The sequence below is a fragment of the Novosphingobium aquimarinum genome, from assembly GCF_009746585.1.
Classification (GTDB): domain Bacteria; phylum Pseudomonadota; class Alphaproteobacteria; order Sphingomonadales; family Sphingomonadaceae; genus Novosphingobium; species Novosphingobium aquimarinum.
The window spans coordinates 184,937-198,019 of the sequence record NZ_WRPO01000001.1 but is presented as its reverse complement, the minus strand read 5'-3'; the positions used below and the strand labels follow the sequence as shown (position 1 = coordinate 198,019).

The window sequence follows — 13,083 nt, the reverse complement described above, 5'->3', positions numbered from 1 at the left end:
ACTTCAGGCGTGCTCGCCATGGCTGGCGACGTCGAGGCCACTGGCTTCGGCTTCCTCGCCGACTCGCATCTGGAAGAACAGCGAGGTCGCGACGGCGACGATCGCGGTCACGACCGTCGCCCAGGCGGTGATGACACCAAGCGCGATCACTTGCGCGACGAGTTGCGCAATCATGTTCATGCCTTCGTCGTAGCCAACGCCGCCCAGCGATTCGCTTTGGAAAATCGCAGCGAGCAGGGCGCCGGTCGCGGCCGGAACGGCGAAGATGGCGAAGACGTCGAGGGTGTCGTGAATCGCCAGGCGCCGCCGCAGCAGACCCGCTGCTCCCCGGCCGGCAAGCGCAGCCAGCAGGCCGATCAGGATCGCCGCGCCGGGCGAGAGATAGGGCGCGCCCGCGAACGAGGCCGCCAGACCACACACTACGCCTCGCGCGAACCCGCTGGCCGAAGGCTTGGAACCTGACAGGCGATCGGCCAGCAGCGCGCCGAGCCCCCCGGCGCAAGCTGCGGCGTGCGCGCAGATGAGCGCGGCAGCGGCATCGTCGTTGGCGATGAAGGCGGCCGCGCCTGCGAGCGCGAGCATCCCGGTCCACACGATGAGCGCGCCGAGCAGGGTGAGCGCGGAACTGAAGGGCAGCATGGCTGTAGTGGGCTCGGCTCGTGGTTTGCCCAGGATGGCCGCGAAGACGAGCGCCGAAACCCCCGTTGGGAAGAGGACCGAGAGCCCGCCGGCGTAATCGACCGTGCCCACCGCCTGATAGATCCATCCACTGCCCCGAACCCAGTGGCTGACGGGGGCCAGCCCCGTCAGGCTCCAGAACGTCGCGGCGACGACCGCGAACCCGAACCGGGCCCGATCGGCCCAGGCGCCGGCGAGGATGGCCGAGGCCAGCATAGCCAGAACGATCTGATAGAACGCGAAAGCCGATTCGGGAATTTCAGTAAAGGCGCGCACGTTGCCGAGCGTGATCAGCATCCAGGCATTGCCGCTGCCGATCCAGCCGTTGCCGACGTCTCCGAAGGCGATCGTGTAGCCGGACACGATCCAGGCGAGCGAGACCGCGGCAGCGATCGCGCCGGTCTGCATCACTACGGACAAGGCATTCTTGCTCGCGCTGCGGCCAGCGTGAAACAAGGCGATACCCGGCACCGAGGCGAACAGGGCGATAAGGCTGGCGGCAAGCACCCAGGCCGTATCCCCGGCATTGCTCACATCCGCGCTGCCGTCCTGCGCCAGGGCCGCGCCAGGCACGATCATGCCGATCGTACCCAGCAGCAAATGCTGGGATCTCGCGCGGCACGCCAAGGCTGTCAGGTCACGAAAGTTGCGCAAGAAGCGGGCCTCTCCGGTTGGCTCTATCTGCCGCCGATAGGCGCAAACCATTGAAAAGCCGTTTCCACACCGGGTCATCCACGGCAATCAGGCCATCCCGCGCGGGACATCGCTTGATGTCACAGGCCCAGCCGAGATATGCGAACCGATCATGAATACGATGCGCGTGTCCTTGCTGTCCGGTCTGCTGGCGTTGTTCTTGCCCGTGGCGAGCGTGCATGCCGCCGACGACGACGTGCCTTACTGGGCATCGATCTCGGCGGATGTGGCCAACATGCGCGTCGGTCCTTCCGAACGCTACCCGATCGACTGGGTCTACAAGCGCAAGCTGCTGCCGGTGAAAGTCGTTCGCCGCGAAGGGCCCTGGCGGCTGATCGAGGATCCCGACGGGACGAAGGGCTGGATGCGCGACCTGCTGCTCTCGCGCGAGCGTACGGCTCTGGTCACAGGCAGCGAAGTTGCGGAAATGCACGCCCGTGCGAGCATGGGCTCGCCGTTGCTGTGGCGGATCGAGCCGGGCGTCGTCGGTTCGCTCGGCGATTGCGAGTCGGACTGGTGCGAGTTCGAGGTCGAGGGCCACGAGGGCTTCCTGCCTCAAGACCGCTTGTGGGGGCCGGGCGAACCCTGATCCGCAAACCCCGACCGGTTGGACCGGCCGGGGTCATGCTTCAGGTTTTCGTCAGACGAGTTCGATCGCCACGGCTGTGGCTTCGCCGCCGCCGATGCACAGCGACGCGATTCCCTTCTTCAGACCCTTTTCCTTCAGCGCGTTGATGAGCGTGACGATGATGCGGGTGCCCGATGCGCCGATCGGGTGGCCGAGCGCGGTCGCACCGCCGTGAATGTTGACCTTGTCGTGCGGGATGCCGAGGTCCTTCATCGCGAACATCGCGACACAGGCGAAGGCCTCGTTCACTTCGAACAGATCGACGTCCGAAAGCTTCCAGCCGATCTTGTCGACAAGCTTGGTGATCGCACCGACGGGGGCGGTGGTGAACTTGGCAGGCTCTTGCGCGTGCGCAGCCACGCCGACCACGGTCGCGATCGGCTTGAGTCCCTTGGCTTCCGCGACGCTCTGGCGGGTGAGAACCACGGCAGCGGCGCCGTCCGAAATCGAGCTGGAGCTGGCTGCGGTGATCGTGCCTTCCTTGGCGAAGGCCGCGCGCAGTGCGCGGATCTTGTCGGGATTGCCCTTGGGCGGCTGCTCGTCGGTATCGACGACGGTCTCGCCCTTGCGCGACTTGACCGTGACCGGGACGATCTCGTCCTTGAACGCGCCGCTCTCGATGGCTTCGTTGGCGCGGCGCAGCGATTCGACTGCGTAATCGTCCTGATTGTCGCGGGTGAGCTGGTATTCATCGGCGGTGCACTGGGCGAAGGAGCCCATCGAGCTGCCGTCATAGGCATCTTCGAGACCGTCGAGGAACATGTGGTCGTAAGCGGTGTCGTGCCCGGCGCGCGCGCCGCCGCGGTGCTTCTTGAGCAGGTAAGGCGCGTTGGTCATCGATTCCATGCCGCCCGCGATCACGAAGTCGAGCGATCCGGCCGCCAGCGCCTCGGCGCCCATGATGACCGTCTGCATGCCCGAGCCGCAGACCTTGTTGACAGTCGTGGCTTCGACCGACTTGGGCAGCCCCGCCTTCAGCGCGGCCTGACGGGCAGGGGCCTGGCCAAGGCCGGCAGGCAGCACGCAGCCCATGTAGATGCGCTCGATGTCTTCTCCCTCGACACCGGCGCGTTCGACTGCGGCCTTCACCACGGTCGCGCCGAGATCGGTCGCTGCCACATCGGCGAGCACGCCTTGCAAGCCACCCATCGGCGTTCGCGCGTAAGAAAGTATGACGATGGGGTCGTTCGCGGAAATCTGGGCCATCTTGAGGATCCTTCCCGATTGGACGTTGGACATGCACGTGCGATTGGCATAATGCTGCACTGCAGTGCGGGCAATCCGCCCCACGGTCCTTTGTGGCATTCCGATTAGCCCGGAATGTCGTGTGGCGAGGGGCAGTTGGCTTGCTGGCGACATAGGGTGCCACCCCGCCGGGGGCAAGTTGGGTCGGAAGGCGGACTTGCACCGGCGGACCGGCAGGACTAGGGCGCGCAAACAAGCGAAGAAACACGCGAGTTAGAGATTTTGGTCGACCTCTCAGAATATCTCCCGATCCTCATATTCCTCGGGATAGCGCTCGCGCTCTCGGCGATCTTCGTGTTCCTGCCGATGGGCGTTTCGCGCCTGACGGGGACGCACAATCCCACGGCCGACAAATTGACCGAATACGAATGCGGCTTTCCCGCCTTCGAGGATCCGCGCAGTCAGTTCGACGTGCGGTTCTATCTCGTCGCGATCCTGTTCATCATCTTCGACCTCGAAGCCGCGTTCCTGTTTCCCTGGGCCGTATCGCTCGACCTGACCGGATGGCCGGGCTGGATCACGATGATGGTATTCCTGGGAGAACTGGCGATCGGCCTCGCCTATGCTTGGAAAAAGGGAGCTCTGGATTGGGAATGAGCACTCTTGTCGACAGCGAAGGACGGCCGATGAACCCGGATAACGCAGTGACTGCGCCCGATCAGGCCTTCTTCAAGGATCTCAATCAGGAAGTCTCGAACAAGGGCTTTCTCGTCACCTCGACCGAGGAACTGTTTCAGTGGGCCCGCACCGGCTCGCTGTGGTGGATGACGTTCGGGCTCGCGTGCTGCGCGGTCGAGATGATCCACGTCAACATGCCGCGCTACGACATGGAGCGCTTCGGCGCGGCGCCGCGGGCCAGTCCGCGCCAGTCCGACGTGATGATCGTCGCGGGCACTCTGTGCAACAAGATGGCTCCGGCGCTGCGCAAGGTCTACGACCAGATGTCGGACCCCAAGTACGTCATTTCGATGGGTTCGTGCGCGAACGGCGGTGGCTACTACCACTACAGCTATTCGGTGGTGCGCGGCTGCGATCGCATCGTGCCGGTCGACATCTACGTGCCGGGCTGCCCGCCCACTGCCGAAGCGCTGCTCTATGGCGTGATGCAGCTGCAGCGCAAGATCCGCCGCGCCGGCACCTTGGAGCGCTGAGAATGCCGGTTCTGCACTCTGCTCCGCGTCACGCGCCGCATGACGGCGTTCGCGATACGCTTTCGACTGCGCTCGGCACTATGCTGGTCGCAGCCAAGGAAGAGCACGGCGAGATCGTGCTGTCGGTCGCGCGCGATTCGCTCGAGGACGCGCTGCGGCTGCTGCGCGACGAGCACGAATACCAGCAGCTGATGGAGATCGCCGGCGTCGATTACCCCTCGCGGCCCGAGCGGTTCGAAGTCGTCTACATGCTGCTCTCGCTCACCAAGAACCACCGGATCATCGTCAAGACGACGGCATCCGAAGCGACCCCGGTGCCGACCGCGACTCGGCTCTGGCCGGTTGCGGGTTGGCTCGAGCGCGAAGTGTTCGACATGTATGGCGTGGTCTTCGCGGGCAACCAGGATCTGCGGCGCATCCTCACCGATTACGGGTTCGAGGGGCATCCCTTCCGCAAGGACTTCCCGCTCACCGGCTATCAGGAACTGCGCTATTCCGAAGAGGACAAGCGCGTCGTCTACGAGCCGGTGAAGCTGGCACAGGACTTCCGCAGCTTCGATTTCATGAGCCCCTGGGAAGGCGCGGACTACGTGCTTCCGGGCGACGAGAAAGTCGCACCGGCAACTCCGCCCGTCGACGAGCCGACGACGACCGGGAAGAAGGGCGTCAGTGGCGCGGGCGAGCCGACCGACAGCAAGGCGGAAGAGAAAGCCAGCGCCGCTGCTCCGGCAAAGGACAGCAGCGTGCGAGAGAAGGACGCGCCGGACGCGACCGACAGCTCGCCGCCGCAGGATGCAACGAAGAAGGGAGGCGAAGCATGAGCATGCAGCTCGAGAAATCGCCCACCACGACCGGTGAGGTCGTCGACAACTACACGATCAACTTCGGGCCGCAGCACCCGGCCGCGCACGGCGTGCTGCGCATGGTGCTCGAACTCGATGGCGAAGTGATCGAGCGCGTCGATCCGCACGTCGGTCTGCTGCATCGCGGCACCGAAAAGCTGATCGAGCACAAGACCTATCTGCAGGCGCTGCCCTACTTTGATCGGCTCGACTACTGCTCGCCGCTATGCATGGAGCACAGCTACGTGCTCGCGATCGAGAAGATGCTGAACCTCGAGGTTCCGTTGCGGGCGCAGTATCTGCGCGTGCTGTTCGCGGAGCTCACGCGCATTTGTAACCACATGCTCAACATCGGCAGCCACGTGATGGACGTGGGCGCGATGACGCCAAACCTGTGGCTGTTCGAAATCCGCGAGGATTGCCTCAACTTCTTCGAACGCGCTTCGGGCGCGCGCATGCACAGCGCCTGGTTCCGCCCCGGCGGCGTGCACCAGGACGTTCCGCTCAAGCTGCTCGCCGACATGTCGCACTGGCTCGACACGCGCCTGCCCGAGCTGTTCGAGGACGCCATGAGCCTAGTGGTGGACAACCGCATCTTCAAGCAGCGCAATGTCGACATTGCCGTGGTCAGCCGCGACGATGCGGTGCGCTGGGGCTTTTCGGGGCCGATGATCCGGGCTGCCGGTATCCCCTGGGACATCCGCAAGAGCCAGCCTTACGACGTCTATGACCGCATGGATTTCGAGATCCCCGTCGGCACCAACTCGGATTGCTACGACCGGATGATGGTCCGCGTCGAGGAAGTGCGTCAGTCCGCGAAGATCATGAAGCAGTGCCTGGCCGAAATTCCCGAGGGCCCGATCGCGTCGGACGATCGCAAGATCGTTCCGCCCAAGCGCGCGGAAATGAAGAGCTCGATGGAATCGCTGATCCATCACTTCAAGCTCTATACCGAGGGCTTTCACGTGCCCGCGGGCGAAGTCTACGTCGCGACCGAAAGCCCCAAGGGCGAATTCGGCGTGTATCTCGTCTCGGACGGCACCAACAAGCCGTATCGCTGCAAGATCCGGCCGACGGCGTTTTCGCATCTTCAAGCGATGGATTTCATGTGCAAGGGGCACATGTTGCCTGACGCGACCGCGATCCTGGGGGCGATCGATGTCGTATTTGGCGAGTGTGATCGGTAACGGAAAAGGAAGCGCGCTTTGGCAGGGTGGGACCTGGCGATGCAAACGGCGCGGCGGGAATGGTGGGAGTACGCGAACGATGACTAAGGTTCTTGTGATGACCAGGGTCTGGGCAATGCTGACCGGACTGGCGCTTGCAGTTTTGTATTTCGGGGCGGTTTACCTGGGTTCACAACCGTCCGAACTGTTGCCGATGCTGGTGACGGCCATCGGCGGCTTCGAAATGTTTCTTTTCGGTCAGGACGTCTGGCTGAAGAAAAAGGGAAGACATGGCTGACCGCTATCTCGAACCCGACACTGCCGAACTTCGGGAGCGTTGGGGTAACTTCTCGTGGAATCCGCAGTGGGCCGAAAAGGCTCGCGCGGCGATTGCGCGTTATCCGGAAGGGCGTCAGCGCTCGGCGGTGATGGCGCTGCTCGACTATGCGCAGCGCCAGGTCGGCGAAGCCACGAACACGCAAGGCTGGTTGCCGATCCCGGTAATCGAGTTCGTCGCGCGCGAACTGGATATGCCGGTGGTCCGCGTGCTCGAAGTCGCGACCTTCTACACGATGTACAATCTGGTGCCGGTCGGGCGCTATCACGTGCAGGTCTGCGGCACGACGCCGTGCATGCTCCGCGGCTCGGACGACATCATGGCAACATGCAAGAAGCGCGGCATGGCCAAGGGCCACACGACCGACGATGGCTTGTGGACGCTGACCGAGGTTGAGTGCATGGGCAATTGCTCGTCGGCGCCGATGGTGCAGATCAACGACGACAATTACGAGGACCTGACACCCGAGCGTCTCGACGCGGTGCTCGATGCGCTCGCGAAGGGCGAGACGCCCAAGGCCGGCACGCAGGATCCCGATCGCCATACGGTCGAACCGGTCGGCGGCCCGACCACGCTCAAGGACATGGTCACCGAGAACCACGATTACCGAGGTGAATGGTGAATATCGCAGTCATCCTCGTCGCGCTTGTGCTCGCCGTCATCGCTTGGAAGGTGCTGACGGGCGTAATCAAGATCGCGGCCATTATTGGCATCATCGTTCTGGCGCTCTGGTTCGTCTCGCAGGGCGGGCTGGCGTGATGGCGCCGACCGCTTGGGAATTACACATGGTTCGGGTGAAGCGCGACTCCGGCGCGACCGTATTGCCGCTACTGTTCCTCGCTGCCACCGCCAAGGGTATGATGTGATGCTCGCTGACAAGGACCGCATCTTCACGAACGTCTACGGCTATCAGTCGTGGCACCTCAAGGAAGCGCAGGCGCGCGGAGCTTGGGACGGGACGAAGGACATCATCGCCAAGGGTCGTGACACGATCATTCAGGAGATGAAGGACTCCGGGCTGCGCGGTCGCGGCGGCGCGGGCTTTCCGACCGGGATGAAGTGGTCGTTCATGCCTAAGGAGCCGCCGAAGGATCACCTTGGCAATCCCAAGCCCAGCTTCCTGGTGATCAACGCCGACGAATCCGAGCCGGGGTCGTGCAAGGATCGCGAGATCATCCGCCACGATCCGCATCTGCTGCTCGAAGGCGCGCTAGTCGCGGGCTTCGCGATGGGTGCGCGCGCGGCCTACATCTACATTCGCGGCGAATACATTCGTGAGGCCGAAGTGCTGTTCGCGGCCACGCAGGAGGCCTACGACGCGGGCCTGCTCGGCAAGAACGCGGCCGGATCGGGCTACGATTTCGACGTCTTCGTGCATCGCGGCGCCGGGGCCTACATCTGCGGTGAAGAGACCGCGATGATCGAAAGCCTCGAAGGCAAGAAAGGCCAGCCCCGCCTCAAGCCGCCGTTCCCGGCTGGAGCTGGGCTCTACGGCTGCCCGACGACGGTCAACAACGTCGAATCGATCGCGGTCGCGCCCACCATCATGCGCCGCGGCGCGAGCTGGTTCGCCAGCTTCGGGCGCGAGAACAACAAGGGCACCAAGCTCTTTCAGATCTCTGGCCACGTCGAGAAGCCTTGCGTCGTCGAAGAAGCGATGAGCATTCCCTTCTCGGAACTGATCGAGAAGCACTGTGGCGGCATTCGCGGCGGCAAGGACAACCTGCTCGCGGTGATCCCCGGCGGCTCCTCGGTGCCGCTGGTGCCGGCGGCCGAGATCTGGGACGCGCCGATGGACTTCGACGGCCTCAAGGCTGTCGGCTCGGGGCTGGGGACTGCGGCCGTGATCGTCATGGACAAGTCCACCGACATCGTCCGCGCCATTTCCCGCCTTTCGTACTTTTATAAGCACGAAAGCTGCGGCCAGTGCACGCCCTGCCGTGAAGGCACCGGTTGGATGTGGCGCGTGATGGAACGGCTGCGCGAAGGCGAAGCGCACGTCGAGGAAATCGACATGCTGCAGCAGGTTACCAAGCAAGTCGAAGGCCACACGATCTGCGCGCTCGGCGATGCCGCGGCCTGGCCGATCCAGGGCCTCATCCGCCACTTCCGCCCTGAGCTGGAGCGTCGGATCGAAGACCGTCTCGGCAATGTGAAGGTGGCTGCGGAATGATCGCACGGATCATCTTGGCTGCGGCGCTGTTTCTTGCGGCGCCGGCGATGGCCGAATCGCCCGCGCGCGCGACCAATACGCCGGCTGCGCGGGGCGCGCTCGAACACTGGGCGGCTTGCATCGCCCAGCGCAACACCGCCGAAGCTGCCCGAGTGCTGCAGATGGACTTCACGACGTCCACTTACGATCGCGCGCTTCTGATGCTGTCGCGCGAAAGCAAGGATTGTACGGCGTTTCGCGGCACGCTGCGCGCGGGCGGCCTGCTTTTCGCTGGTGAATTGGCCGAGGCGCTGATCGAGCAACAACCAGGCGGGGTCCGGACAGCGCTTGCGCGCGCTGCCGCCGCCGCTCCGCCGCGTTCGTTCTCTTTCACCGACAAAGTCGCGATCTGTGCCGTGCGCTCGGCGCCCGATGATGTCGCTGCGCTGTTCGCGACCGAGCGGGACAGCGACGAAGAAGCGACCGCACTGCGGCAGGTCTCGGCGACGATGGCTGCGTGCTCCAAGGCCGCCGAAGCCACCAAGCCGCTTTCAATCAATCCGGCCGGAATGAGAGCAATGCTGGCGACCGCCGCGTTCCGTTCGGTCGCGAGCATGAAGGACGCCTGATGCCCAAAGTCAAAGTCGACGGCGAGGAACTCGAGGTTCCCAACGGCGCCACCGTGCTGCAGGCGTGCGAGCTTGCCGGCAAGGAAATCCCGCGCTTCTGCTATCACGAACGCCTCTCGATCGCGGGCAATTGCCGGATGTGTCTGGTCGAGGTGAAGCCGGGACCGCCCAAGCCGCAGGCCTCGTGCGCGCTGCCGGCTGCTGAAGGTCAGGAGATCCGCACCGACTCCGAGATGGTCAAGAAGGCGCGCGAAGGTGTGATGGAGTTCCTGCTCATCAATCACCCGCTCGATTGCCCGATCTGCGACCAGGGCGGCGAGTGCGACTTGCAGGACCAGTCGGTCGCTTACGGCCGCGGCGGCTCGCGCTACCACGAGAACAAGCGCGCGGTCACCGAGAAGTACATGGGCCCGCTCATCAAGACGGTGATGACGCGCTGCATCCACTGCACTCGCTGCGTGCGCTTTTCCGAAGAGATTGCGGGTGTGGACGAGATTGGCGCGCTCTATCGTGGCGAGAACATGCAGATCACGACTTATCTCGAGCATGCGGCCAAGCACGAGATGAGCGCCAACGTCATCGACTTGTGCCCGGTCGGAGCACTGACTTCGCGCCCCTACGCTTACGAGGCGCGGCCCTGGGAGCTGAAGAAGACGCTTGGCATCGACGTTTCCGATGCCTGCGGCGCGAACATCCGCATCGACAGCCGAGGCCGTGAAGTGCTGCGCGTGCTTCCGCGGATCAACGACGACGTCAATGAGGAGTGGATCTCCGACAAGGCGCGCTATCAGGTCGATGGCCTGACGCACCGCCGGCTCGATCGCCCGTGGATACGCCGCGACGGCAAGCTGCAGCCGGCCAGTTGGTCTGAAGCATTCGCCGCGGTGGCATCGCTCAACCCAGGCAAGTCCATCGCCGCGGTGGCGGGCGACATGCTCGATTGCGAGACGATGTTCGCGGCCAAATCGCTGCTCGGTGCTCTGGGATCGGATCTTCTCGAAGGCCGCCAGACCGGAATGGATTACGCGACCGACAGCTTGGCTGCGGTTAGCTTCAATTCGACGCTCGCTGGTATCGAGACGGCGGATGCGATCCTGATCGTCGGGTCGAACGTGCGCTGGGAAGCGCCGCTGGTGAACGTGCGGCTGCGTAAGGCGGTCAAGCGCGGTGCGAAGGTCTTCCTGATCGGCCCCGAATGGGACACGACCTTCGGCGGACAGTTCCTCGGCGAAGACTTGTCCGTGATCGGTGATCTGCCGAACGAAGTCTACGAGACGATCCGCGACGCCAAGCGCCCCGCGATCATCGTTGGCGGCGCGGGGCTGGGCCGTGGCGGCCTCGAAGCGGCGCTGGCGCTGGGCGAAAAGATCGGCCTCGTGCGCGAGCTTGAGGACGGCACGCAGTGGAATGGCTTCAATGTCCTCCACATGGCGGCAAGCCGGATGGGCGGGCTGATGCTCGGCTTCGCGAAGAAGGGCGGCATCGCCGACCTGATCGCGGCCAAGCCCAAAGTGCTGCTGGCGCTGGGCGCGGACGAAGTGGACTTCACCAAGTTCGCCGATTCGATGATCGTCTATGTCGGCCATCACGGCGATAAGGGCGCGCACGCGGCGGATATCATTCTTCCCGCTGCCGCATTCACAGAGAAGGCGGGCACTTACGTCAACACCGAAGGTCGCGTGCAGTTTTCCGACAAGGCCGTGTTCGCGCCGGGCGATGCCCGCGAGGATTGGTCGATCCTGCGCGCGCTGGCAGATGCGCTGGGCGTTTCGGTCGGCTTCGACAGCTTCGCCGAATTGCGCGCTGCGATGATCGCGAGCGTTCCAGCCCTTGGCATCGAGGGCCTGGCAGACTACGGGCATGTTCTGCCCGCCGGGGGCGGCTCCGCTTCCGGTCCGATCGCCTACCCGGTCAAGGATTTCTACATGACGAACCCCATCGCCCGCGCGAGCGGCGTCATGCAGCGCTGCTCGGCCGAACTCCTCCACGGCGAGGAGATGGCGGAGGCGGCGGAGTGACCGAAACCTTCGTATCCTGGGGCATGACCTACGAATGGGCGTGGGCGCTGGCGACGATCGCGGGCATCCTGCTGATAGCGCTGCCGCTCATGCTGGCGGTCGCGATGATCATCTATGCCGACCGCAAGATCTGGGCGGCAATGGCACTGCGGCGCGGGCCTAATGTGGTTGGCCCCTTCGGCTTGCTTCAGTCGTTCGCGGATGGCCTCAAGGTGTTCCTGCAGGAAACCATCGTTCCGTCGGCGGCCAATAAGGGCATCTTCCTGATCGCCCCGATCGTGACGTTCACCGTCGCGCTGCTCGCTTGGGCGGTGATCCCGTTCAATTCGGGCGCGATCCTCTCGAATATCAACGTCGGCCTGCTCTACGTGCTCGCGATCAGTTCGCTGGGTGTTTACGGCACGGTGATGGCGGGCTGGGCGTCGAACTCGAAGTACCCGTTCTTTTCGGCGATGCGCGCTTCGGCGCAGATGATCAGTTATGAAGTCTCCATCGGCTTCATTCTGATCTGCGTGGTCCTGTGGGCCGGTACGTTCAACATGAACGGTATCGTGATCGCGCAGAAGGGCCATATCTTTGGTTTCATCAACGGGTTCGCCTTCAACCCGTTGCTCTTCCCGATGTGGGTGATGTTCCTGATCTCGGGCATGGCCGAGACGCAGCGCGCGCCATTCGACTTGACCGAAGCCGAATCCGAGCTCGTCGCGGGTTACCAGACCGAATATTCCTCCATGAGCTTCGCGCTTTATTGGTTGGGCGAATACGCCAACGTGCTGCTGATGTGCGCGCTCAACACCACGCTGTTCTTCGGCGGGTGGCTGCCGCCGTTCGAGCTCGAGTTCCTATACTGGGTGCCCGGCATTGTCTGGTTCCTGCTCAAGACCTTCTTCTTCTTCTTCGTCTTCTCGTGGGTGAAGGCGACCGTCCCGCGCTATCGCTATGACCAGCTGATGCGGCTTGGCTGGAAAGTGTTTCTTCCCGTCAGCCTCGGGTTCGTGGTGCTGGTTTCGGGCTATCTGATGTTTACGAGGTACGGCGCATGAGCGTTGCCCAACTGGTCAAATCCTTCACGCTCTACGAGTTCGTGAAGGCCCACGCGCTGACGCTGAAGTACTTCTTCAAGCCCAAGGCGACGATCAACTATCCGTTCGAAAAGAACCCGCTCTCGCCTCGTTTTCGCGGTGAGCATGCGCTGCGTCGCTATCCGAACGGCGAAGAGCGCTGCATCGCCTGCAAGCTGTGCGAAGCGGTCTGCCCCGCGCAGGCGATCACGATCGAAGCCGAACCGCGCGCCGACGGATCGCGCCGCACCACGCGCTACGACATCGACATGACCAAGTGCATCTACTGCGGCTTCTGCCAGGAAGCCTGCCCGGTCGATGCCATCGTCGAGGGCCCGAACTTCGAATACGCGACCGAAACGCGCGAGGAACTGCTCTACGACAAGGCGAAACTGCTGGCGAACGGGGACAAGTGGGAGCGGGCCATCGCCGCGAACCTTGAAGCCGACGCGCCCTACCGCTAGGGCGCCCGCGCGGGGGACA

15 protein-coding genes are annotated in these 13,083 nt (G+C 63.9%); 13 read left to right on the top strand and 2 right to left on the bottom strand.

The window, feature by feature from the left end; genetic code table 11:
• Positions 1-3: 3 nt before the first annotated feature.
• A complete protein-coding gene (locus GQO94_RS00955) occupies positions 4-1,332 on the bottom strand; it encodes an ammonium transporter (RefSeq protein ID WP_232332703.1) in 1,329 nt (442 codons plus the stop codon).
• Between the two features lie 151 nt (positions 1,333-1,483).
• Between GQO94_RS00955 and GQO94_RS00950 the strand changes: the two genes are divergently transcribed.
• Positions 1,484-1,960 carry an SH3 domain-containing protein gene (locus tag GQO94_RS00950; RefSeq protein WP_198045733.1) on the top strand — a complete coding sequence of 159 codons (477 nt, stop codon included), beginning with the start codon at positions 1,484-1,486 and terminating at the stop codon, positions 1,958-1,960.
• A 51-nt stretch (positions 1,961-2,011) separates the two neighbouring features.
• On the opposite strand, the gene GQO94_RS00945 is transcribed toward GQO94_RS00950, so the two are convergent.
• Entirely contained in the window at positions 2,012-3,205 is a 1,194-nt protein-coding gene (locus GQO94_RS00945; protein ID WP_156839270.1) for an acetyl-CoA C-acyltransferase, read from the bottom strand.
• Between the two features lie 261 nt (positions 3,206-3,466).
• Here GQO94_RS00945 and GQO94_RS00940 point away from each other — a divergent pair, with 261 nt between their 5' ends.
• From GQO94_RS00940 to nuoI, 12 genes are all read left to right on the top strand, one after another.
• A complete protein-coding gene (locus GQO94_RS00940; RefSeq protein WP_156839269.1) occupies positions 3,467-3,841 on the top strand; it encodes an NADH-quinone oxidoreductase subunit A in 375 nt (124 codons plus the stop codon).
• The gene (locus GQO94_RS00935) at positions 3,838-4,395 is read left to right on the top strand and encodes a NuoB/complex I 20 kDa subunit family protein (protein WP_156839268.1); all 558 of its coding nucleotides are present in this window, start codon (positions 3,838-3,840) and stop codon (positions 4,393-4,395) included. The genes GQO94_RS00940 and GQO94_RS00935 overlap by 4 nt, the downstream gene beginning before the upstream one ends.
• Positions 4,396-4,397: 2 nt before the next feature.
• Positions 4,398-5,216: an NADH-quinone oxidoreductase subunit C gene (locus GQO94_RS00930; RefSeq protein WP_156839267.1), complete on the top strand. Its 819-nt coding sequence runs from the start codon at positions 4,398-4,400 to the stop codon at positions 5,214-5,216.
• Positions 5,213-6,424, top strand: a complete 1,212-nt coding sequence (locus GQO94_RS00925) for an NADH-quinone oxidoreductase subunit D (protein WP_156839266.1) — start codon at positions 5,213-5,215, stop codon at positions 6,422-6,424. Before GQO94_RS00930 ends, GQO94_RS00925 begins: the two co-directional genes overlap by 4 nt.
• Positions 6,425-6,503: 79 nt before the next feature.
• Positions 6,504-6,701: a hypothetical protein gene (locus GQO94_RS00920; protein ID WP_156839265.1), complete on the top strand. Its 198-nt coding sequence runs from the start codon at positions 6,504-6,506 to the stop codon at positions 6,699-6,701.
• Positions 6,694-7,362: a complex I 24 kDa subunit family protein gene (locus GQO94_RS00915; RefSeq protein WP_156839264.1), complete on the top strand. Its 669-nt coding sequence runs from the start codon at positions 6,694-6,696 to the stop codon at positions 7,360-7,362. The genes GQO94_RS00920 and GQO94_RS00915 overlap by 8 nt, the downstream gene beginning before the upstream one ends.
• The gene (locus GQO94_RS00910; RefSeq protein ID WP_156839263.1) at positions 7,356-7,499 is read left to right on the top strand and encodes a hypothetical protein; all 144 of its coding nucleotides are present in this window, start codon (positions 7,356-7,358) and stop codon (positions 7,497-7,499) included. Before GQO94_RS00915 ends, GQO94_RS00910 begins: the two co-directional genes overlap by 7 nt.
• 103 nt (positions 7,500-7,602) lie before the next feature.
• A complete protein-coding gene (nuoF, locus tag GQO94_RS00905) occupies positions 7,603-8,913 on the top strand; it encodes an NADH-quinone oxidoreductase subunit NuoF (protein ID WP_156839262.1) in 1,311 nt (436 codons plus the stop codon).
• Complete coding sequence (locus tag GQO94_RS00900) at positions 8,910-9,521, top strand: hypothetical protein (protein WP_156839261.1); 612 nt, start codon at positions 8,910-8,912, stop codon at positions 9,519-9,521. Before nuoF ends, GQO94_RS00900 begins: the two co-directional genes overlap by 4 nt.
• Positions 9,521-11,539, top strand: coding sequence for an NADH-quinone oxidoreductase subunit NuoG (gene nuoG / locus GQO94_RS00895; RefSeq protein ID WP_156839260.1), 2,019 nt, complete (start codon positions 9,521-9,523; stop codon positions 11,537-11,539). The genes GQO94_RS00900 and nuoG overlap by 1 nt, the downstream gene beginning before the upstream one ends.
• Positions 11,536-12,582, top strand: coding sequence for an NADH-quinone oxidoreductase subunit NuoH (gene nuoH / locus GQO94_RS00890; RefSeq protein WP_156839259.1), 1,047 nt, complete (start codon positions 11,536-11,538; stop codon positions 12,580-12,582). Before nuoG ends, nuoH begins: the two co-directional genes overlap by 4 nt.
• Positions 12,579-13,064, top strand: coding sequence for an NADH-quinone oxidoreductase subunit NuoI (nuoI, locus tag GQO94_RS00885; protein ID WP_098105228.1), 486 nt, complete (start codon positions 12,579-12,581; stop codon positions 13,062-13,064). Before nuoH ends, nuoI begins: the two co-directional genes overlap by 4 nt.
• The last annotated feature ends 19 nt before the right edge of the window (positions 13,065-13,083 follow it).